This is a genomic window from Kitasatospora sp. NPDC059462, assembly GCF_042749955.1.
GTDB lineage: Bacteria > Actinomycetota > Actinomycetes > Streptomycetales > Streptomycetaceae > Kitasatospora.
This window is the reverse complement of the sequence record NZ_JBHYUU010000047.1, coordinates 12850-35021: the sequence shown is the minus strand read 5'-3', so window position 1 is coordinate 35021 and position 22172 is coordinate 12850. Positions and strand designations below refer to the sequence as shown.

The following is a 22172-nucleotide window of genomic DNA, read 5'->3' as shown; positions in this document are numbered from 1 at the left end:
CCCGGTCGTCGGTGCGGATCGGCGTCGATCGGCGCGGATCGTGCGGATCAGCGCCCGATCGGCGCGGATCGTGCGGATCGGTGCGGATCATTCCGACAGTAGGGGAGGAAGCGGGCGCGCGCCCGGCGAGGGCCGGCCGGGCGCGCGGGAAGGCGGTGCGGGGGCGGGAGGGCCGTCAGGCCTTGCTCAGCCAGGCGGTGGCGTTGAGCGCGAGGGCGGCGTCGGTGCCGGCCGGGTCGTTCCAGCCGTCGTGCAGCGCGTTGTTCGGCTGCCCGGTGCCGTCCTCGGGGGGCGAGCTGTCGCCCCAGGCGGCGATCCGGCCGTTGCCGAAGGTGCTGGTGACGAAGAAGGCGCCGGTGTCCCCGGAGGAGCCGGGCCGGTAGACGATGCCCTTGACCGCCGGGTTGTCGGCGGGGTGCAGGGTCATCGTGGTCCCGTCGCGGATGATCGAGCCGGTGACGGTGCCGAACGGGCCGTGCAGCACCGGGTCGGCCGGGTCGTCGACGGCGCGCGGGTCCTCGTCGTGGATCTTCGTCAGGTCGACGCTGAACCCGAAGGGGTCGCTGTTGTCGACGCCGTTGTCCGTGAACAGGTCGTTGATGATCGCGGGCGAGTCGATGCCGTCGTTGTTGCGGTCGCTCATCGTGTGGTCGGAGATCAGGAACAGCCCGCCGCCGTTCTGCACGAAGTGCATCAGGGCGGCCTTCTCGTCCGGGGTGAACCTGATGTTCGGCTCGGGGATCACGACGGTGTCGAAGTTGGCCAGGTCCAGCGGGGCGCCGGTGCCGAAGGTGAACGTGCCGCCCGGCGGCAGGGTCTTCAGGCTGTACTGGCCGGTCTGCTGGAGGGCGATGCCCCAGGAGGAGAGCGCGCCGGTCCAGTTCTTGTCGGTGGTGGGGTGGGCGTTCTCGCCCAGGGGGTCGGGCTGGACCTTGGAGACGATCCAGTCGGCGTTGCCGGCCGTCTCGGCCTTGCTGTTGTCGAACAGCACCCGGTGGGTCGTGGTGGCGGCGGCGGGGGCGGCGGCGCCGGGGAACCCGGGGCCGCCGGTCGTCGCGAGACCGACGGTGACTAAGGCCGTCGCGAGGAGCGCGGCGGCCGTGCGCAGGCGGGACATGAGCGGTACCTCCCGAGTGACGAGCGCGCGGGAGGTGAGGCCGGTACTCCCATCATCCTCCCGTTCGTCCGCCACCCGGTGACCAGTTTGTAATTGCGTATGACTTGCAACTAATTGCGACGAGAAGGAAAGATGGCCCAGCTCCGAGGGCCGGAACGGAACCCGCGGAGCCCCGACGGCCTCATGAAAGGACCCCCGATGACCGGCCCCCGCTGGCGCGACCGGCTCACCCGTGAGGAGTGGATCCGCCTCGCAGGCATGGGCGGCTTCATCCTCGCCCTGCACGTGATCGGCTGGTTCACCCTGCTCGCGCTCGTCGCGCCCGAGCACTACGACGTCGGCGGCCAGGTCTTCGGCGCCGGCATGGGCCTCACCGCGTACACCCTCGGCATGCGGCACGCCTTCGACGCCGACCACATCGCCGCCATCGACAACACCACCCGCAAGCTGATGGGCCAGGGCAAGCGGCCGCTGTCGGTCGGCTTCTGGTTCTCGCTGGGCCACTCCTCGATCGTCTTCGGCCTCTGCGCGCTGCTCGCCTTCGGCATCCGTTCGCTGGCCGGCCAGATCGAGTCCGACGACTCCACCCTGCACGAGACCACCGGGCTGATCGGCGTCACCGTCTCCGGGACCTTCCTGCTCGCCCTCGGCCTGATCAACCTGGGCGCGTTCAACGGCATCCTCAAGGTGTTCCGCCGGATGCGCGACGGCGAGTTCGACGAGGCGGAGCTGGAGGCCCAGCTGGAGAAGCGCGGCTTCATGAACCGCATCCTCGGCCGGGTGACCAAGGCCGTCACCAAGCCCTGGCACATGTACCCGGTCGGCCTGCTGTTCGGCCTGGGCTTCGACACCGCCACCGAGGTCTCGCTGCTGGTGCTGGCCGGCGGCGCGGCGGCGTTCCAGCTGCCCTGGTACGCGCTGCTGGTGCTGCCGGTCCTGTTCGCCGCGGGCATGAGCCTGCTGGACACCATCGACGGCTCGTTCATGAACTTCGCCTACGAGTGGGCGTTCTCCAAGCCGGTCCGCAAGATCTACTACAACCTGACCGTCACCGGCCTGTCGGTGCTGGTCGCCCTGGTCATCGGCTCGATCGAGCTGATCGGGCTGCTCGGCGAGAAGCTCGACATCACCAGCGGGCCGGTCGCCTGGATCGGCGAGCTGAACCTCGACCTGGTCGGCTACGCCATCGTCGGCCTCTTCGTGCTGACCTGGGCGGCGGCGATCGCCTACTGGAAGTTCGGCAACGTCGAGGAGAAGTGGTCGGCCGGGCTCACCGCCGCGGCCGAGAAGGCGGAGTAGCACCGCCGGGGAACCGGACGCGGGAGGCCCGCCCGACCTGGTGGTCGGGCGGGCCTCCTTCTCAACGGGGGTCCTTCGGCCGGAGCGGGGTCCTTCGGCCGGGTGTCCGGATCAGCAGCCGTACGTCCAGGACCGCACGCCCGGGGCGGACAAGCCGTTCCAGCCGACCGCGCCGATGGCGATCGCCAGGCACCGGTGGTGGTAGTACGCCTTCGAGGCCATGTGCTGGACGTAGCCGGAGTAGGCGCCCGCCGCCAGGGCGAAGCCCGCGCCGATCGGCCCGAGCAGTCCCACGCCGACCCAGATCGGGCCGTAGATGTAGTGGGCGTTGCGGCCGATCTTCCCGGTGTACGCGCGGTTGAAGTAGAAGGTGAGCTGCGCCTTGTACCGCAGTCCGCGCCAGCCGAGGTGCGCCTCCAGGTGCGCCCAGAGGCGGCCCCAGGAGTAGTAGCGGGTCTTGGACCAGCTCCAGCGCCCGTCCAGGTCGAAGGAGTTCACCGGGTCGGCCGGGTAGGTGTAGGCGTTGGCGTTGCCGCCCGGGACCGGGTCGGCCTGCAGGAACCGGCCGAGGCTCGGGTCGTACAGCCGCGAGCCCATCAGGACGACGCCGGTGGCGGTGGAGGAGTCGCGCTGCTCGCCGCCGATCCAGCCGTAGCCGGTGACCGGGTCGCCGAGGCTGACGCCGTACTCGTCGAAGGCGCGCACGCTCAGCGCCTGCGCCGGGTCCAGCGGGAGCTGGACGGACACGTCACCGTGCAGGTTGGTGAGCTGCAGGACGGTGCCCTCGGTGGCGCCGGTGATCGCGCCCAGCGTGCCGCTGAGGTCGGTCACGCTGCGGGCGACCGCGCCGTTGCCGGCCTTGGACCAGGTGGGGCTGTCGCAGGAGCAGCCGTAGTGGTTCAGGCTGGTGGCCGTGGTGCTCCAGGTGCCGTCGCCGGCCTGGGTCTCGGTGGTGCGGGAGGCCAGGCGGCCGGCCGCGTCCAGCGCCCAGGTGTTGCGCTGGGTGCCCGAGGTCTCGGTGCGGACCAGGTCGTTGGCGTAGTAGCCGAACTGGGCGCCCTTGGGGTGGGTGGTGATGCGGCCGAAGGCGTCGTGGACGGCGCCCTTCAGACGGTCGGCCGCGTCGTACTGCGAGCCCACCGTGCTGCTGGTGGAGTCGACGGTGGCCGGGTCGCAGTCCTCCTTGGTGGTGGTCAGCGCGGTGCGGTTGCTGTTCTTGTCGAACGTGTAGGCGCGGGTGGTGCAGCCGTCGAGCGCCTTGTCGGCGGCCTTGGTGAGGCGGCCGGAGGCGTCGTAGCCGAAGGCCGACTCGGTGCTGGCGCCGGCGGTCAGCGCGTGCCCGGCCTGCTGGCCGTGGACGGTGAAGTCGGCGTAGTCGGCCAGCACGACGGTGCCGTCGGCGGCGGTGTACACCTTGCCGGTGAGGGTGCCCTGGGTGTCGTAGCTGTTGGTCAGGACGTAGCCGCCGGGCAGGGTCTGCCTGGTGAGCTTGCCCTCGGAGTCGTACGCGGCGGTCATGGTGCCCGCCACCGAGTCGGTGAGCGACTGCGTCCGGCCGTAGCCGTCGTAGGCCAGGGTGGTGGTGGACGGCGCCGAGTCGCTGTGCTTGACCGGGCGGTCGGCCACGTCGTACTCGGTGGTGGTGACGCTGCCGGCGCCGTCGTCGTAGCCGACGACCCGGCCGAGCTTGTCGAACACGGTGCGCACGGTGGCGGTGCCGTTGGTGGTGCTGACGATCCGGCCGGTGGCCGCGTCGTAGCCGGTGGTGCTGTCCGGCACGGCGGTGCCGGTGCCGCCGGTCACCGCGACCTTGGTGGTGCGGCCGGCCGCGTCGGTGGTCGTGGTGGTGGTGCGGGTGACGCCGTTGGCGGTCTCCCGGACCACGGCCGGGCGGCCGTAGCGGTCGTACTCGGTGGTGCTGGTGGGGATCTCCGCCGGGTTGGTGCCGGCGTCGGTCGCCGCGGCGGCCGGGCCGGTGGAGCAGGGCAGGTCGGCCCACTCCGGGCGGCCGGCGCAGGCACCGGTGCCGGTGGCCGACCAGTAGGTGGTGACGGTGGTGCCGACGTCGGTGCCGTTCGACTTGGGCAGGGAGGTCTTCACGGCCCGGCCCTGGGTGTCGTACGCGACGGTCTTGGTGAGCTTCAGGCCCGCCGGGTCCTCGGTGGTCTGGGTGGCCAGACCCTTGGCCCAGTCGTAGGCGGTGGTGGTGGTGCGGACGTCCGCGTCGGCGGCGTAGCCGTCGATGCGCGCGCCGAGGGTGGCCGTGGTGGGCTCGTTGCTCACCGCGGCGTCGGCCGGGCGGCCCTCGTCGTAGGTGGTGGCGGTGTGCGTCCGGGCCGGGACCTCGTCACCGGCCGGGCGGGCCGGGCTGGCGCCGGAGGCGGCCAGGTCGCGCTCCAGGGTGACCACGTGCAGCGGGCTGAACTCGTCGGTCTGCCGCTCGCCGTCCGCCGAGTAGACGGTCAGGGTGGACAGCGCCTGGGCGCGGTCGGCGGTGCTCGCCTTGTCGAGGCCGAGCGCGCGCAGCTTGGCCAGCCCCTCGGCGGAGGTGGACAGGGCGAGTGCCCGGTTCTCCGCGCTCAGCTTGCGGGTCGCGTTGCCGAAGGCGTCGTACTCGGTGGTGGTGACGCCGCCCGTGGAGGCGGAGTTGACCTCGCGGCCGGAGGCGTTGGTGTAGGTGATCGACGCCTTGGCGAAGTCGCCCGAGCCGAGCACCCGGCCGTCGTGGCTGGCCGGCGGGGCGTCGGCGGGGAAGATCGCGGTGGCGTCGGTGGGGGCGTTGGTCTGGCCCCACGCGGCGACGTCCGCGGTGCCCAGCTTGTACGGGGCGTTGGCGCCGCTCAGCGGCACGTCGTAGACGAGGTTGGTGGCGGCGGTGCCGTTCACCACGTCGGCGCTGCCCTGCTGGAGGGACGGCCGGGAGGCCGCCAGCAGCATGCCCTCACCGGCGGTGGCGGCGTTGCCGGCCTTGCCGTAGGTGAAGGTCCAGGCGAGCTCGCCGGGCGGGGTCAGGGTGATGACCCGGCCGGCCGCGTCGTAGGTGTAGGCGGTCTTCAGCGCGGGGCTGATCCGCGGGTCCCACTCCTCGCGCAGCCGGGTCATGTCGTCGTAGCGGTACTCGGCGACGGCGACCGGGGTGGCCGCGGTGGCACCCGGCAGGTTGGACCAGAGGCGGACCTGCTTCACCTGGCCGGCCACGTCGCCGAGCGCGGCGGTGGTGGCGGTGGTGGCGTCGGCGTAGACGTACTCCAGGACCCGGCAGCCGTTGGCGGCGGGGTTGGAGGCGCAGGTGGCGTTGGCGACGGCCGTGGTCGGCGCGACGACGAACTTCGGGCGGGCCAGGGTCCTGCCGGCGACCACGACCTTCTCCGAGACCACGGTGGTGGTGGAGTTGTCGGTGGCCGTCGAGGAGGTGGTGACCTGCCAGGTGGTGGCGGCCGGGTCGACCTTGGCGAAGGTGGTGGTGGCGCCGTTGGTGTTCTTCAGGGTGAAGGAGCCGGTGAGCGTGCCGGTCAGGGTGAGCGTCTCCGCGCCGGGCTCGGGCTTCCAGCCGCCGCCGGTGGTGGCGGTGAAGCCGGTCTCCCGGCCACCGGCGTCGACGATCGACACCGAGGTGGCGGAGGTCTGCCGGATGTACGCCCAGTCCGAGGAGGTCAGCTCGGCCATGGTGCCGGCGCTCCACTGCGGGCCGAAGATGGCCGCCTGGCCCTCCTGCGCGGCGCCGTTCTCGGGGTGCCGGGAGGAGAAGGTGCGGCCGGTGCTCAGGCCGAAGGCGGAGGCGTCGGTCGCGGTGAGGGTGTAGTCACCGGTGAGGGTGTTGACCCGGCCCGGGCCGACCTCGGCGTCCGGCGCGTTGCCGCCGTTGCGGTCGACGGTGATGGTGTTCGGCTCCGAGGCGTCGGTGCCGGTGCCCACGGTGAAGACCGCGCGGACGTCGACCGGGCCGTCGGTGGCCAGGGTGTCGGTGAGGTTCCAGGTCAGCGGCGCGGGCTTGCCGCCGGTGACCGCGAACGGCCAGGCGGTGACGGCGCCGCCGGTGGCGGTGGTGACGTTGGCGACCGGGATGTCGGTCCAGGCGGCCGTCTCACCGCGGCGGTACTGGTAGCGCACGCCGCTCGCGGTGCTCTGGCCCTCGGCGGCCAGCGTGGTGCGGCGGGCCGCGCGCTCGCCGGCGCCGGGCGAGGTGAGGGCCGCGCCCTTGCCCGCGTTGAACACGTAGCCGGTGTCCGCGGAGACGTTGCCGGCCGCGTCGCGGGTGTGCGCGGTGACGGTGTGCTGGCCGCCCTTGAAGGTGAGCGCCGCGCTCACCGGCGTGCCGGTGGTCGCGACGGTCACCCAGGCGCCGCCGTCCAGCCGGTACTGGATGTCCTTCACGTCGCCGCTCGGCGGGGTGAAGGTGAAGGTGCCGGTGAAGTTGCCGGAGGCGTCCGGGGTGCCGGCCCACTGGCCGGCCGGGAAGTCGCCGGAGGAGACGGCGGTGGTGGCCGGGGCGGTGGTGTCCACCGTGAAGGTGCGGTAGCCGGACCAGGCGCTGTTGACGCTGCCGTCCCAGGACCGGGAGCGCCACTTGTAGGCGCCGGCCGGCAGGGCGGTGCCCGGGGTCCAGGTGAAGGTGGAGCCGGAGGCGGCCATGGCGGTGCGGCCGGACTGCAGCGCGGCGGTGCCGTTGGACGCCCAGACCTCGAAGTCCAGCGCGATGTTGCCGCCGTCGGGGTCGGTCGCCTTGGCCGACAGGGTCGGCGTGGAGTCGCCGGTGAGCGCGGCGTTCGCCGGGGAGATCAGGGTGGAGACGGCCGGCGCGGTGTTGTAGGTCACCGACAGGTAGGGCGTGTTGGAGGACGCGTTGCCGGAGTTGAACTTCTTCCAGCCGTACGGGTCGCCCTCGTCGGTGGCCCGGATGCCCAGCGTGTTGTTGGCGTTGCCGTTGCCGGCCCAGGCCTGCACCAACGAGGTGATGTCGGTGTTGGTCCAGCCGGCGGCGCAGGCGCTGGAGTAGCCCTTGGTCGCGGTGCTGGTGGCCCACTTGCGGTTCCAGCCGGGCTGGGCCGTCCAGCGGGAGGCGGTGGTCGCCGTGCCGGTGTCCCAGACCTCCCAGCTCTTGGCCGTGCAGGACCAGGAGTGGAACTCCCAGAGGTTGAGCTTGGCGGCGGTGACCTGCTTGCCGCTGATGGCGGCCATCGGGAACTGCAGGAAGGAGCGGGCCACCTGGCTGGAGCCGTTGTTGCCCAGCTTCAGCTCGGTCTGGGAGGAGACGTCGGTGCCGTAGCCCTCCTGGACGAAGGTGTCGAAGCCGACGCCGATGTTGACCGCCGGGTCGATGGTGACCGGGTACTGGGTCTTCGGGTCGTTGAGGAACGCCGCGTCCGGGGTCAGCGTGAGGTCGACGGCGTTGCCGTTCTGGGTGACCTTCAGGGCGACCGGGGCGGTGCGGGTGTGGTCGCCGCTGCGCTCGTCGACCTGGGCGTCCCACATCACCGGGGCGGGCAGCTGGCCCTTCTCCTCGCCGGTCTTCGGGTCGAGGAAGGAGACCGAGTTGTCCGCGTTGTGGCGGGCCTGCAGGCCGGCCGCGTCCAGGGTCATCGTGACGGTGCCGTTGGCGCCGACCGCCGAGCGGTTCTTGAGCTCCAGGAACTGCTCGAAACCGGTCCGGGTGGACTCGATGACGAGGTCGGTCGCGGTGAGCGCGTTCTCGTAGCGGGCCTTGGTGCCGTCCACCTTGGGGGCCGGCAGGGTGCCCCGCCAGGACAGCGACATGGTGGTGCCGTCGCCGTTGTCCAGCGAGACCAGCGGGACGGCCGGGGCCTGCTGGTCGCCGGCCGGGGCGCCGGCCGCCTTGAACGTGGACGCGGCGGCGGCCGGGGTGGCGCCGGCCAGCGAGAGGCCGAGCGGGTGGCCCTTGGCCTTGACGGAACCGTCGGGCTGCTGGGCCAGGGTCACGTCGATCGGCTGGAGCTTGCCGGACTTGTCCTTGTACCGGACCGGGCCGGTGGCCATGTCCAGGGTGGTGGTGCCGTCCGGGTTGATCCAGGTGGTGGTGGACTCGGTGCGCTCGCCGACCACCTCGATCCGGCGGTTCTCCAGGCGGGCCTTGAGGTGGGCGGAGGCGATGTCCGCGGCCTCGGCGGCGCCGAGCGCGGGGGCGGTCCCGGCGGCGGCGGTCCGGTCGGGGCCGACGGCGAAGGACTGGCCGCTGGTCAGGGCGACGACGGCGGCCTCGGCGGCGAGCACCACGGAGAGGGCGACCGCGGTGTTGCGCAGCACGCCGTTGCGGCGGCGTGGGGCGCGGACGGCTGGCACGGTGTCCCCGGCGCGGGGCCGGGGCGGTGTGCCGGTCGGGTGGGACATGGAGCTCCTCGACGGTCTTGATGGAGGTGGTTCGTTTCGACGGCGACGCGCGCGGGTCCGTGCGGGCATGCCGCGTCGGCCCGGGGGGACCGGGCTCGGCGGGGCCTGCATATGGGCATGCGCATGTCAGTAAAGGGCCGGTCCGAGCCATGGGCATGAATCGGCCAAGTTTGCGAGAGAAGGCAACCGTCCGAAAACCGGACGGAAGATCAGGAAGTGTTCGGCGCCGGGGCCGCGGCCTACGGTGGAGCCGCCACCGCGTAGCGGCGCACGGGGCCCTCCGCCAGCGCCCGGTCGAGCAGGGCGTACGCCCTCAGCTCGGCCGCCCCCCGGTCGGGCGCGCGGACGTACAGCACCAGGCCGACGCCCCCCGGGACGGCGCAGGCGCGCACGTGTTCCAGGCCGTCGCCCGGAACGGCGCGCGCCCACAGGGTGTCCTGGACGTCGGCGGGTCCGGCCTCGCCCGTCGGCTCGGCCGAGACGTCCAGGAGGGTCAGATGGACGGCGAACACCGAACGGTCAGTCCCAGCCGATGCCGGGGCCGCCGGCCAGGGTGTCCCAGCCGATGATCCGGGCGCCCGGGGCGTCCCAGCCGATGCCGGGCCCGTCCCAGCCGATCCCCGGCCCGTCGGCGGGGGCGGTCGCGGCGAGGGTGACGGCGGCCGGGGCGGCCTGCGGGGCGGAGAGGGCGGGGGCGGCGGCGGTGGCGAGGGTGAGTGCGAGAGCGGCGACGGCGAGCAGCCGGACGGACTTCGGCACGGCGGTTCCTGTTCTGTGCACGGTGGTTCAGGGCGTGTTTCAGGGCGTGGGGCGGAGCGTGGTTCGGGGCGTGGTGAGCGGTGGTGCCGGTGGTGCGTTGCGCGCTGAGTGAATACTCCCGGCGCCGGGCCCGCCGCGGGAGGGCGGACGGGTTGCAGCATCCGGCCAGGCAGGATGCTGCAACCCCGTGGTGGCAACCGGGGGCTGGCGCGGGCCGCCCGGCGGTGTCCGCAGAACAGACCGGATGGTCCGGTTCTACCCGGGTGACCGGATCGCGTCTTGTGGCGGCGGGACGGCCGGAGGAAGGATCGGGGGTCGGCGGACCGGACGGAAATTCATTCGCTCGAAGGCGATGTTGTGACGATCAGGGGTCGTTGACGTGCTGGAACTGCTGGGCCTGGACACCACCGCGGAAGCCGTGTACCGCGAGATGCTCGCGGATCCGGAGGGCGGAGTGGCCGAACTCTGCGAACGGCTCGAACTCTCCGAAACCGCCGTCCGGGCAGCCCTGGACCGGCTCGCCGACCTCACCCTGCTGCGCGCCTCCCGGGAGCGCCCGGGCGCCCTGTGGCCGGTCAGCCCGGAGCGCGGCCTGGAACTGCTGCTGCGCCGTCAGGAGGAGGAGCTCGCGCGCCGGCAGCAGGAGCTGGCCGTCTCCAAGGCCGCCGTGGCGCGCGCCGTCGCGGAGTACGCCACGCTCCGCTCGGCCACCCTGGTCGACGGCGGCGAGCGGCTGGTCGGCCTCGACGCCATCCAGTCCAAGCTGGAGGTGCTGACCGCCCGGCTGACCACCGAGTGCCTGGGCGTGATGCCCGGCGGCGCGCAGTCCGCGGCCAGCCTGGCCGCCTCCCGCCCGCTCGACGAGGACGCCCTGCGACGCGGCATCAGCCTGCGCACCATCTACCAGGACAGCGTCCGCAACGACCCGGAGACCTTCGCCTACACGCAGTGGATGACCTCGCTGGGCGGCCGGGTGCGGACCTCCCCGGTGCTGCCGCCGCGGATGCTGGTCTTCGACGGCACCACCGCGGTGGTGCCGATCGACCCGGAGAACACCCGGGCCGGTGCGCTGTGCACCGAGGAGCCCGGGATCGTCGCCTCGCTGGTCGCGCTGTTCGAGCGGACCTGGGAGGCGGCCGTCCCGCTCGGCGGGGACCCCCGCCCGGAGGACACCGCCACCGGTCTCAGCCCCGGCGAGCGGGAGCTGCTGCGGCTGCTGTCCACCGGGCTGACCGACGACGCGGCGGCCAAGCGGCTGGGCGTCTCGGTGCGCACGGTGCGGCGGCAGATGGCCGCGCTGATGGAGCGTCTGGAGGCGGCGAGCCGCTTCGAGGCGGGCCTGAAGGCGGCTCAGCGGGGCTGGCTGTAGCGGTCGTCACGGCCTCGGGGCGGCGATCTCCGGACGTAACGGAGAAGTTCACTTCCGGACTCTTGTCCGGTCATTTTCTACGCGCGTATCTTTGGGCGCTGCGGGGGGCGGTTCCCGGCTTCCGCACGGCTTTCTACGCGGGTAGCGGGGCGGGGCGCGCGGTGCGCCCGGCCGACCGACCCTCACCCACAGCTAGGAGTCCCGTTCCGGTGACCACCCCCACTGCTCCCCGTCCGCGTTCCCGCCGCGCCCTGCTGCGCGCCGCGGTCCTCCCGGCCGGTCTCGCCGTCTCCCTGGTGCTGGCCCCGCTGCCGGCTGCCGTGGCCGCGCCCTCCGCCGACGCGCTGATCGCCGAGGTCTACGGCGGCGGCGGCAACTCGGGCGCCACCCTGAAGAACGACTTCGTCGAGCTGGCCAACAAGGGCGGCGCCGCCTTCGGCCTGGACGGCTGGAGCATCCAGTACATATCCGCGGCCCCCGGCCCCAACTCCCAGTGGGGCGTCACCCCGCTGACCGGGTCGATCGCCCCCGGCGGGCGCTACCTGGTCGCCGAGTCGGCCGGCGCCGCGGGAACCGTCGAGCTGCCCGCCCCGGACGCGGCCGGCTCGCTCGCGCTCTCCGGCACCAGCGGCACCGTCGCGCTGGTCCGCGGCACCGACCCGCTGACCTGCAAGACCGCCGCCGACTGCGCCGCCGACGCGCGGGTGCGCGACCTCGTCGGCTTCGGCACCGCCGTGGTCCACGAGGGCTCGGCCTCGGTGCCCGGCGCGTCCAACACCGCCTCGGTGGCCCGGAAGGCCGGCCTGCCCGACACCGACGACAACGCGGCCGACCTCGCGGCCGGCGCCCCGACGCCGACCAACAGCCGCGGCGAGGTCGCCGAGGGCTCCACCCCGACCGGCCCGACCGAGCCGGGCACCGTGCGGATCCACGACATCCAGGGCACCACCCGGGTCTCGGAGCGCACCGGCAGGACCGTCGCGGGCGTGCCCGGCGTCGTCACCGGCGTGCGCGCCTACGGCTCCAAGGGCTTCTGGATCCAGGACCCGAACCCGGACGCCGACCCGGCCACCAGCGAGGGCGTCTTCGTCTACACCGGCTCCGCCAACCCGGCCGTCAAGGTCGGCGACTCGGTGCTGGTCACCGGCAAGGTGACGGAGTACTACCCGAACTTCAACGGCGGCTCGCAGTCGCTCACCCAGCTGAGCAACCCGGCCGTCACCGTGCTCTCCTCCGGCAACCCGCTGCCGGCCCCGGTGGTCGTCGACACCCGCAACATCCCGGGCACCTACAGCCCGCAGGCCGGCGCCGACGGCACCATCAACGGTGTCACCCTGGACCCGGAGAAGTACACCCTCGACTTCTACGAGTCGCTGGAGGGCATGCTGGTCGAGGTCCGCGACGTGCGGGTCGTCCAGGCCACCGACAAGTACAACGAGCTGTGGGTCGCCGCCGACAAGCAGGACCAGAAGAGCAAGCGCGGCGGCCTGCTCTACGAGTCCTACGCCGAGCCGAACGTCGGCCGGCTGATGGTCCAGCAGCAGGCCCCGGTCTCGGAGCAGCCCTTCCCGGTCGCCAACGTGGGCGACGTGCTGACCGGCACCACCTCGGGCCCGCTGGACTACAACCAGTTCGGCGGTTACACCCTGGTCGCCGGAACCCTCGGCGCGCTGCAGGACAACCACCTGCAGCGCGAGGTCACCGCCCAGGCCGGCGAGCGCGAACTCACGGTCGCCACCTACAACGTGGAGAACCTGGCCGCCACCAACCCGGACGCCAAGTTCGCCGAGCTGGCCGCCGGCATCGTCACCCACCTGCGCTCGCCCGACATCGTCGCCCTGGAGGAGATCCAGGACAACAACGGCGCCAAGAACGACGGCACGATGGACGCGAGCCAGACCGTCGCCAAGTTCATCGCCGCGATCAAGGCGGCCGGCGGCCCGGCGTACGACTGGCGCTCGGTGGACCCGGAGGACGGCAAGGACGGCGGCGAGCCCGGCGGCAACATCCGCCAGGTGTTCCTGTTCAACCCGCAGCGGGTCTCCTTCACCGACATCCCGGGCGGCACCGCCACCACCGCCGTGGACGTCGCCGGCACCGGCGCCGCCGCGTCGCTGACCGCCTCGCCCGGCCGGATCGCCCCCGCCGACGCGGCGTGGGCCAACAGCCGCAAGCCGCTGGTGGGCCAGTTCTCCTTCCGCGGCAAGAAGGTCTTCGTCATCGCCAACCACTTCAACAGCAAGGGCGGCGACCAGGGCATCGACAGCCGCTTCCAGGCCCCGACCCGCTCCTCCGAGGTCCAGCGGACCGCCCAGGCCGCCGTGGAGCAGGCCTTCGTCGCCAAGCTGCTGGCCGCCGACAAGGAGGCCAAGGTGGTCTCGGTCGGCGACTTCAACGACTACCAGTTCTCGCCCGCGCTGGCCGCGCTCACCAAGGACGGCGTGCTGCGCGACCTGGTGAACGAGCTGCCGGAGAAGGAGCAGTACTCGTACGTCTACCAGGGCAACTCGCAGGTCCTGGACCACATCCTGGTCAGCCCGGAGGTCGGGTACGCCAAGTACGACGTGGTGCACATCAACGCCGAGTTCGCCCGGCAGGCGAGCGACCACGACCCGCAGGTGGTCCGCATCAAGCCGTGAGGCCGCTGGGCGCGCACGACCGAGGGGGCGGTGACCGGGGTCCGGTCACCGCCCCCTCGGGGCTCGGCGCCCCTACGGGCGCAGCGCGGCCAGCACGGCGTCCGCCATGACCCGCTCGCCGGTCGCGTTGGGGTGGAAGGGGACGGCCGGGGAGCCGGGCAGCGCACCCTCGATCCAGCGGTCGTCCGCGCAGACGTCGTGCCCGCGGGTCGGGGTGGCGGTGTCCACGTAGGTGGCGCCGACCGCCGCGGCGGTGGAGCGCAGCATGCCGTTCAGCCGGTCGAGCACGCCGTGCAGGTACGGGACGTCGCCCGGGGCGAGCGGCTGGCGCAGCACGCAGGAGGCGCCGTCGGCGGGCAGCACCGAGGGGTAGCCGACCAGCAGGATCCGGGCGTTCGGGGCCTTGGCGCGCAGCATGCGCACGGTGTCCGCGAGCCGCGGCCCGGTGGCGTCGATCCGGTCGGCGAGGTCGTCCCCGCCGTACTGCCAGGACCAGCTGGACCAGTCCCAGTGGCCGTGGCGGTAGACGTCGGTGCACGGGGTGCCGAGCGGGTTGACCACCGCGCCCGCGATGCAGGTGGCGATCACGTCGCCGATCCCGATGTCGCTGTCGCCGAGGTCGTTGCCGCCGATCCCGAGGGTGATGAGGTCGGTGTCGGCGGTCACCGCGTCGATCTGCGGGTCGTTGACCCGGATGAAGGCGTCGTACTGGGCCCGGGTCACGGCCGCGACCTTGGCGGCGGCGCAGGTGACGTCGCGGTAGGCGGCGGTGCCGAGCGCGGCGGCGACCAGGTGGCCGTAGTTGCGGTCGGAGCGCAGGCACAGGCCGGCCGACTGGCTCGGGACGCCGGCGCCGGACGCGTAGGAGTCGCCGAGGGCCACGTAGCGGTGCGGGGCGGGGGTGGCGGCGATTTCCGGGCACGGCGGAGCACGGTTCCTCCTGGGGGAGAGAAACGGGTGGGGGACGGACAGCCGGGCCACAGCTACTACCGACAGGTAAGTTACTGGCAGGTTTCTTCGGCGTCCATGCCACGCGCGGACATTTCCGGAAATCCTTCGAAGGTTTCACCGGACGGTCCGACGGGAATTTCGAATTTCGCTCCACGGTGTATCGACGACAATTCCGAAACGGGGCGGAGCGAAATGCGCGCGGCCTCCGCCCCCGGCCTGGAGGAGCTGCCCGAATGGCCCTGGACGCCGACGTCATCGTCATCGGAGCCGGACTCGCGGGCCTGGTCGCGACCGTCGAACTCGCCGACGCCGGACGGAAGGTGATCCTGCTCGACCAGGAACCCGCGGCCTCCTTCGGCGGCCAGGCGCGCTGGTCCCCCGGCGGCCTCTTCCTGGTCGGTTCGCCCGAGCAGCGCCGGCTGCGGATCCGCGATTCGCCCGCCCTCGCCCGGCAGGACTGGCTCGGCAGCGCCGGTTTCGACCGGCCCGAGGACGCCTGGCCGCGCCGCTGGGCCGAGGCCCACGTCGCATTCGCCGCGGGGGAGGAGCGGGCCTGGGTGCGCGCGCTGGGGGTGCGGTTCCTGCCGGTCGTCGGCTGGGCCGAGCGCGGCGGGTCGCTCGCCGACGGTCCCGGCAACTCCGTGCCGCGCCTCCACCTCACCCGGGGCGCCGGCCCGGGCCTGCTCGCACCCTTCGTCCGCGGGGTCCGCGCGGCCGCCGCCCGGGGACTGGTCGACCTGCGCTTCCGGCACCGGGTCACCGGCCTGGCGGCGAACGGGGGCGCGGTCGACACGGTCACGGGCGAGGTGCTGGTGCCGGGCGGCACGGCGCGCGGCGGGGCCGGTGCCCGCGAGGTGACCGGCGGCTTCGAGCTGCGGGCCCGGGCGGTGGTCGTCGCCTCCGGCGGCATCGGCGGCAACCACGACCTCGTCCGCGCGGCCTGGCCCGCCCGGCTTGGCTCCCCGCCCCGGCGGATGCTCTCCGGCGTGCCCGCGCACGTCGACGGACTGATGCTCGGCATCGCCGCCGGGGCCGGGGCCGCCCTGGTCAACGGCGACCGGACGGGGCACTGCGCCGAGGGGTTCGCCACCTGGGACCCGCTCTGGGCCCGCCACGGCGTCCGCGTCCTGCCCGGCCCCTCGGCGCTCCGGCTCGACGCCCGCGGCCGCCGGCTGCCCGTCCCGCTCTTCCCCGGCTTCGACACCCTTGGCACCCTGGAACACCTCGCGGCCACCGGGTACGACCACAGCTGGTTCGTGCTCAACCGGAGGATCGCCGACCGGGAATTCGTCCTCGTCGGATCCGAACGGAACCCCGGCCGCACCGGCGGCCCGCTGCGCGGGATGCTGCGGCGCGCCCTGCCCGGCGCCCCCGGTCCGCTGCGCACCCACCTCGCCCACGGCCCCGACGTGGTGGTCGCGGGCACCCTGTACGACCTCGCCCGCGCGATGAACGCCAAGACGCGGGCCCCGCTGATCGACGGCGCCGAACTGCGCCGCGTCGTCGAGGCCAGGGACCGTCAGCTCGCCAACCCCTTCGCCAAGGACCTCCAGGTGATCGCCGCCCGTGGCGCCCGCCGCTACCCCGGCGACCGGCTGCTCGGCGTCGCGGCACCGCACCGCATCCTCGACCCGGCCGCCGCGCCGCTGATCGCGGTGCGGCTGTCCGTCCTCACCCGCGGCTCGCTCGGCGGCCTGCACACTGACCTCTCGGCCCGGGTGCTGCGCCCCGACGGCTCCGTCCTCGACGGTCTCTACGCCGCGGGCGAGGCCGCCGGCTTCGGGGGCGGCGGCGTCCACGGGTACCGCTCCCTGGAGGGGACGTTCCTCGGCGGCTGCCTCTTCTCCGGCCGGGCCGCCGGCCGCGCGGCGGCGCGGGACACGGCCTGAGGGGGTTCGGCGACCCGCGGCCCTCAGCGGATGGCGAGGGCGATGAACAGGAAGAAGACGGTCATCACCGCGAACAGGACGGACGTGTAGGCCAGCAGCGGAACGCCGTCGGCGGTGTGGTAGCCGAGGACGACCACCTTCCGGGGGTGGCGCCGCAGGTGGGCGACCTCGACCTCGTCGCCCGGTTCGAGCCCCGTCGGGCCGCGCAGCGAGAGCGAGGTGGCCGCCTCCACCGGGGGGCCGTCCGGGACCTCGAAGCGCACCCGGACGTGGTCCTCGACCCCGGTTCCCTCGCCCACCGGCGTGCTCCGGACCTCGGTCACCCGAGCGCGGAAGCGCGTTCCGTGGCGGCGGATCCGGTACGTCATCGAGGCGCGCGACCCGGCGTAGTACGAACCGCCGCCGAGGATCGTCGCGAGCGCGAGCGCGAGGAGGGTCACGGTCCGCACGCTACCCGCCGGGATGCCGGAGCGCCCAGCCTTGTGGCGCTCAACCACCGTTCTTTGGCGCGGAGTTCGCCCTTCCGTCGTCGGTGATGCCGAGGCGGAGGTGGTCGACGTGGTAGACCGCCTGGTCGAGGAGGGCGGCGACGTGGTCGTCGTGCAGGGAGTAGACGACCGAGCGGCCGCGGCGCTCGCCGACGACCAGGCCGAGGTTGCGCAGCAGCCGCAGCTGGTGGGAGCAGGCGGACTGCTCCATGCCGACGGCGTCGGCGAGTTCGGTGGCGGCCCGCGGCCCTTCGCGGAGCTGGGCGAGGATCAGCAGCCGGGAGGGGGTGGCGAGGGCCTGGAGCGTGCTCGCCACCTTGGCGGCGTTGGACGCGTCCAGGCGCATCCGCGGCACGGCGTTCTCGGCGGCTGCGTGTCCCATGGGGGAATCCTACGGGGGGCGCGGACGGGGGAGGGAAGGCCCGACAGGTCATATGAACACATGAAGGTGTGTTCATGTATTCCTGTAAGGTGGCGCCCATGTCCGCCACCACGCTCACCCGGCCGGCCGCCCCCGCCCCGTCCGCCGGGCCGCCGCGCCCCCGCCGCACCCGGGCGCTCGCGCTGCCCGAGGCCCGCTGGGCGGCCGGCAGCCTGGCCGCCTTCCTGGCCGCGCTCGCCCTCCAGCTCTGCGGCGCCCCCGGCTGGGCGTCCGGCACGCTGTACGCCGCCGCGTACGCCGCCGGCGGCTGGGAACCCGCCCTCGCCGGACTGCGCGCCCTGCGCGAGCGGACCCTCGACGTGGACCTGCTGATGGTCGTCGCCGCCCTCGGCGCCGCCGCCATCGGCCAGCCGCTGGACGGCGCGCTGCTGATCGTCATCTTCGCGACCAGCGGCGCCCTGGAGGCCCTGGCCACCGCCCGCACCGCCGACTCCGTCCGCGGCCTGCTCGACCTCGCCCCCGCCACCGCCACCCGGCTGCGCGCCGGTGGCGCCGGGGAGACCGGGGAGACCGAGGAGACCGTCCCCACCGCCGAGCTCGCCGTCGGTGACACCGTGCTGGTCCGCCCCGGCGAACGGATCGGCGCCGACGGCCGCGTCCTGGACGGCGCCGGCGACGTCGACCAGGCCACCATCACCGGCGAACCGCTGCCCGTCGCCAAGCGCCCCGGCGACCAGGTGTACGCGGGCACCCTCAACGGCACCGGCGTGCTGCGCGTGCGGGTCGAGCGGGACCCCGCCGACACCGTGATCGCCCGGATCGTCGCCATGGTCGAGGAGGCCTCCGAGACCAAGGCCCCCACCCAGCTGTTCGTCGAGAAGATCGAACAGCGCTACGCCGCCGTCCTGGTGGCCGCGACCCTGCTGCTGTTCGCCGTCCCGCTCGCCCTCGGCGCCGACCTGACCGACGCCCTGCTGCGCGCCATGACCTTCATGATCGTCGCCTCGCCCTGCGCCGTGGTGCTCGCGACCATGCCGCCGCTGCTCTCCGCGATCGCCAACGCCGGTCGGCACGGCGTCCTGGTCAAGTCGGCCGTGGTGATGGAGCGCCTCGGCCGGGCCGACGCCGTCGCCCTCGACAAGACCGGCACCCTCACCGAGGGCACCCCCCGGGTCACCGAGGTCCGCCCGCTCGACGGCACCACCGCCGACGACCTGCTGACGCTCGCGGCCGCCGCCGAGCATCCCAGCGAGCACCCGCTGGCCCGCGCCGTGGTCGCCGCCGCCCGTGAGCGCGGCCTGCCGGTCCTGCCCGCCACCGACTTCACCGCCACCCCGGGCGTCGGCGTGCGGGCCGTGGTCGGCGCGGCGGTGGTCGCCGTCGGCGCCCCGGGCCCCCATCGCGACCACCCCGCCGTCACCGCCGTGGAGGCCACCGGCCGCACCGCCGTCCTGGTGCTGCGCGACGGCGAGCCGGCCGGCGTGCTCGGCCTCGCCGACCGCCCGCGCGCCCAGGCCCCCGGCGCCGTCCGGGCCCTGACCGCGCTCACCGGCCGCCCGCCGGTGCTGCTCACCGGCGACAACCCGCGCGCCGCCGCCCGGCTGGCCGCCGAGGTCGGCCTCACCGACGTCCGCGGCGGGCTGCTGCCGCACGAGAAGGCCGCCGCCGTGCACGACCTCGCCGCCGCCGGCCGGCGGGTGCTGATGGTCGGCGACGGCGTCAACGACGCCCCGGCGCTGGCCGCCGCGCACACCGGCGTGGCGATGGGCCGGGCCGGCTCGGACCTCGCCCTGGAGACCGCCGACGCCGTCCTCGTCCGCGACGACCTCGCCGCCGTCCCGGCCGTGGTCGCCCTCTCCCGGCGGGCCCGCCGGCTGGTGGTGCAGAACCTGGTGATCGCGGGAACGGCCATCACCCTCCTGGTCGTCTGGGACCTGGCGGGTACGCTGCCCCTGCCGCTCGGCGTCGCCGGGCACGAGGGCTCCACCGTGATCGTCGGCCTCAACGGCCTGCGGCTGCTGCGCGAACGGGCGTGGCGGCGGGCCCTGGGGAACGAGGAGGGCTGAGGGAGCATGAGCCGTCGCGAGCGCGAACGGACGGGCGGGAGCGCCAAGGGCGCGGCCGGCGCGAAGGGCGGCGGCAAGGGCGCCGGGCGCGGCCCGGTGTCCCCGGTGACCGTCACCGTCTGCCGGGGCTGCTGCTGCGGCACCCGGGAGAAGCACCCCGGCGTCGACCACGCCGGCCAGTACGAGCGGCTGCGCACGGCGGTCGGCGACGCGGGCCGGGTCCGCGCCGTGCAGTGCCTGGACACCTGCGCCCACTCCAACGTGGTCGTGGTCGGCCCCTCCAGCGAGGGCCGCGCGGCCGGCGGCCGGCCGGTCTGGCTGGGCTGGGTGCTGGCCGACGACATGATCGAGGAGATCGCCGCGTGGGTGCACGCCGGCGGCCCCGGCCTCGCCGACCCGCCGGGGATGCTCGACCTCCAGCAGATCTCCGTCTCCCGCCGTGTCGGCGCGGGCCTGCCGGGCTGAGCGGAGCCCTCTCGGGAAGGACCGGACAGCGCCTACGATGACCTGGGGGCGCGCCCTGGCGTCGCGGACCCGGCCTGATCCAAGAGACAGACCCTATGTCCGACCCGGGAGGAAGACGATGACCACGGTCTGCCGCATCTGCGCGGGCACCGGCCGCACCGCCGGCCTCAGCTGCCGGACCTGCCAGGGCACCGGCACCACCGAGGTCGGCGGCGGCGGGGGGAACTGTTTCCTCTGCGACGGCACCGGCGTCTACGTCCGCTACCGGGTCGACGCCACCGGCGCCAAGCACGCCTACCGCGACGAGATCTGCCGCACCTGCGACGGAACCGGCAACCGGGCGGCCTCCCCCTGGGACGAGGCGTCCTGACCCCTCGTCGGCCGGGCCCCGGAAGCTGACGGTTGGTCTGAGCGGGTACGCCCGGTCACCATTCAGCGTACCCCGGCGCCCCGTCACGGACCCTGCGCGCGCAGGCTGCCGGACGCTACGACTATGGCTCGTTTCAACCGCATGTTCGCCCGCGTCCGCCGGAAGGCCGCCGCCCTGGCACTGCCGTGCACGATCGTGTCGGCCCTCGTCCCCGTCCTCGCGCTCGGTCCGGGCGCCGTGTCCGCCGAGGCCGCGACGCTCCCCGGTGGCCTGGGTCCCTGTGTCCCCGGCAGCTGTCCCGACCCCTTCCCCCCGATCAGCAACGGCCCGATCGCCGGGCGGGACAACGGGATCAACATCTTCGTCGGCTCCGACTTCCTGGTCCGCGGCCGCGCCGCCGAGGCCGAGGGCCGGGTCGTCGTCCTCCACGACTTCGACCAGTCCAAGGACGTCGGCGCCAGCTCCATCTACAACATCGGCATCGTCGGCGCGGGCTCCCGGGTCCCCCCGCCGGACGGGGCGGACTTCCTCACCACCGGAGACGACGTCGTCGTCGCCCCCGGCCAGACCCTGGTGGCCGAGGGCGGTGTCGTCCGCTACGCCAGCACCGTCACCGGCAACGTGACCGGAACCCTCGTCCACGACCCCAACGCCGTCCAGCCCTACGCCGCCCTGCGCGACCAGCTCTCCGACGCCTCCGACTGCTACGCCCGGGTCAACGGAGTGCCGCGCACCCCGACCGGCGTCGCCGTGAACGCGGGCTTCGAGACCTTGTTCACCGGTGACGGCGTGTCACCGCTCCAGGTCTTCAACGTCGACTTCGACCTCACCGGTCCGGGCGGCGGCCAGCAGGGCATCGCCTTCGCCAACATCCCGGCGGGCGCCACCATCCTGGTCAACCTGACCGGTGCCGCCCGGACCATCAACACCTACAGCGGCGACATCGCCGACACCGACCCGCTCAACGCCTACCGCGAGCGCCTGCTGTGGAACTTCCCCGACGCCACCTCGGTCAACCTGGTGGGCACCGGCCAGTTCCAGGGCAGCATCCTGGTCGGCGAGCGGACCTCGCAGACCACGGTCACCCTGCCCGGCGTCAACGGCCGTGTCTTCGTCACCGGCGACCTCATCCACACCAGCTCGGCCACCGGAGGCGGTGGCCAGGAGTTCCACGCCTACCCCTTCGACGGCGACCTGCCCGAGTGCGCCGCCGTGGTGACGGGCGAGGTGCGGGTGCTGAAGACGGACTCGGTGACGGGCGCGCCGCTGGCGGGTGGTGTGTTCGAGCTGTGGGAGGAGACCAACGGCATTCCCGGTCTCCAGACCACCGGCGTCGACCCCGACACCCAGCAGGGCACGACCTGCACCACCGGTGCGGACGGCCTGTGCACCCGGACGGTTCCGCTCGGAACCTACTACTGGCGGGAGACCGCGGCTCCGGCGGGCTATCTGCTGCCGGCCGATCCGGTGTTCGGTCCGTTGGTGCTGACGGCGGCCAACGCGGCCCAGGGCGTGCAGGTGACGGCCCCGGACGTCGCACAGCCGCCGACGACCGGCGAGGTGCGCGTCCTGAAGACGGACTCGGTGACGGGTGCTCCGCTGGCCGGTGGTGTGTTCGAGCTGTGGGAGGAGACCAACGGGATTCCCGGTCTCCAGACCAGCGGCGCGAACCCTGACACCCAGGTGGGTTCGGCCTGCACCACCGGTGCGGACGGCCTGTGCACCCGGACGGTTCCGGTCGGTGCGTACTACTGGCGGGAGACCGCCGCGCCGCCGGGCTACGACCTCCCGGCGGACCCGGTCTTCGGTCCGCTGGAGCTGACGGAGGCGAACGCGGCCCAGGGCGTGCAGGTGACCGCTCCGGACGCCCCGCAGGCCCCGGTGACGGGTGAGGTGCGGGTGCTGAAGACGGACTCGGTGACGGGTCTGCCGCTGGCGGGTGGTGTGTTCGAGCTGTGGGAGGAGACCAACGGGATTCCCGGTCTCCAGACCAGCGGCGCGAACCCTGACACCCAGGTGGGTTCGGCCTGCAC

Annotated in this window: 15 protein-coding genes; 8 read left to right on the top strand and 7 right to left on the bottom strand. The window is 73.7% G+C overall.

Annotated features, from left to right (window positions below; all coding sequences use genetic code 11):
- Positions 1-175: 175 nt before the first annotated feature.
- A complete protein-coding gene (locus ACFXAM_RS15120) occupies positions 176-1117 on the bottom strand; it encodes a hydrolase (RefSeq protein WP_380291195.1) in 942 nt (313 codons plus the stop codon).
- A gap of 198 nt (positions 1118-1315) precedes the next feature.
- Here ACFXAM_RS15120 and ACFXAM_RS15115 point away from each other — a divergent pair, with 198 nt between their 5' ends.
- Positions 1316-2416 (top strand): HoxN/HupN/NixA family nickel/cobalt transporter, encoded by a 1101-nt coding sequence (locus ACFXAM_RS15115; protein ID WP_380291193.1) that lies wholly within the window; start codon positions 1316-1318, stop codon positions 2414-2416.
- A 111-nt stretch (positions 2417-2527) separates the two neighbouring features.
- Here the strand turns inward: ACFXAM_RS15115 and ACFXAM_RS15110 are convergent, their stop codons facing one another.
- From ACFXAM_RS15110 to ACFXAM_RS15100, 3 genes are all read right to left on the bottom strand, one after another.
- On the bottom strand, positions 2528-8761 hold the full coding sequence (locus ACFXAM_RS15110) for a DNRLRE domain-containing protein (RefSeq protein WP_380291191.1): 6234 nt from the start codon (positions 8759-8761) through the stop codon (positions 2528-2530).
- A 239-nt stretch (positions 8762-9000) separates the two neighbouring features.
- Positions 9001-9273, bottom strand: coding sequence for a hypothetical protein (locus ACFXAM_RS15105; RefSeq protein ID WP_380291189.1), 273 nt, complete (start codon positions 9271-9273; stop codon positions 9001-9003).
- Between the two features lie 7 nt (positions 9274-9280).
- Positions 9281-9520, bottom strand: a complete 240-nt coding sequence (locus tag ACFXAM_RS15100; RefSeq protein ID WP_380291187.1) for a hypothetical protein — start codon at positions 9518-9520, stop codon at positions 9281-9283.
- Positions 9521-9899: 379 nt separating this feature from the next.
- On the opposite strand from ACFXAM_RS15100, the gene ACFXAM_RS15095 reads away from it, so the two are divergent.
- Together ACFXAM_RS15095 and ACFXAM_RS15090 are read left to right on the top strand one after the other, a co-directional pair.
- Entirely contained in the window at positions 9900-10889 is a 990-nt protein-coding gene (locus tag ACFXAM_RS15095; protein WP_380291185.1) for a LuxR C-terminal-related transcriptional regulator, read from the top strand.
- Positions 10890-11098: 209 nt separating this feature from the next.
- Positions 11099-13528, top strand: coding sequence for an endonuclease/exonuclease/phosphatase family protein (locus ACFXAM_RS15090; protein ID WP_380291183.1), 2430 nt, complete (start codon positions 11099-11101; stop codon positions 13526-13528).
- A gap of 72 nt (positions 13529-13600) precedes the next feature.
- On the opposite strand, the gene ACFXAM_RS15085 is transcribed toward ACFXAM_RS15090, so the two are convergent.
- The gene (locus tag ACFXAM_RS15085) at positions 13601-14410 is read right to left on the bottom strand and encodes an SGNH/GDSL hydrolase family protein (RefSeq protein ID WP_380291181.1); all 810 of its coding nucleotides are present in this window, start codon (positions 14408-14410) and stop codon (positions 13601-13603) included.
- Positions 14411-14712: 302 nt separating this feature from the next.
- Between ACFXAM_RS15085 and ACFXAM_RS15080 the strand changes: the two genes are divergently transcribed.
- Positions 14713-16368 (top strand): FAD-binding dehydrogenase, encoded by a 1656-nt coding sequence (locus ACFXAM_RS15080; protein ID WP_380291179.1) that lies wholly within the window; start codon positions 14713-14715, stop codon positions 16366-16368.
- 23 nt (positions 16369-16391) lie between these two features.
- Here the strand turns inward: ACFXAM_RS15080 and ACFXAM_RS15075 are convergent, their stop codons facing one another.
- Together ACFXAM_RS15075 and ACFXAM_RS15070 are read right to left on the bottom strand one after the other, a co-directional pair.
- The gene (locus ACFXAM_RS15075) at positions 16392-16808 is read right to left on the bottom strand and encodes a DUF3592 domain-containing protein (protein ID WP_380291177.1); all 417 of its coding nucleotides are present in this window, start codon (positions 16806-16808) and stop codon (positions 16392-16394) included.
- Positions 16809-16857: 49 nt separating this feature from the next.
- Positions 16858-17238: an ArsR/SmtB family transcription factor gene (locus ACFXAM_RS15070; RefSeq protein WP_380291175.1), complete on the bottom strand. Its 381-nt coding sequence runs from the start codon at positions 17236-17238 to the stop codon at positions 16858-16860.
- Between the two features lie 98 nt (positions 17239-17336).
- Here ACFXAM_RS15070 and ACFXAM_RS15065 point away from each other — a divergent pair, with 98 nt between their 5' ends.
- The 4 genes from ACFXAM_RS15065 to ACFXAM_RS15050 all read left to right on the top strand — a co-directional run.
- The gene (locus tag ACFXAM_RS15065) at positions 17337-19304 is read left to right on the top strand and encodes a heavy metal translocating P-type ATPase (RefSeq protein WP_380291173.1); all 1968 of its coding nucleotides are present in this window, start codon (positions 17337-17339) and stop codon (positions 19302-19304) included.
- A gap of 6 nt (positions 19305-19310) precedes the next feature.
- Positions 19311-19769 (top strand): (2Fe-2S) ferredoxin domain-containing protein, encoded by a 459-nt coding sequence (locus tag ACFXAM_RS15060; RefSeq protein ID WP_380291171.1) that lies wholly within the window; start codon positions 19311-19313, stop codon positions 19767-19769.
- Positions 19770-19887: 118 nt separating this feature from the next.
- Positions 19888-20139: a hypothetical protein gene (locus tag ACFXAM_RS15055; RefSeq protein ID WP_030302164.1), complete on the top strand. Its 252-nt coding sequence runs from the start codon at positions 19888-19890 to the stop codon at positions 20137-20139.
- A gap of 123 nt (positions 20140-20262) precedes the next feature.
- Positions 20263-22172: choice-of-anchor A family protein (locus ACFXAM_RS15050; RefSeq protein WP_380291169.1), on the top strand; the 1910-nt coding region annotated here is incomplete at its 3' end.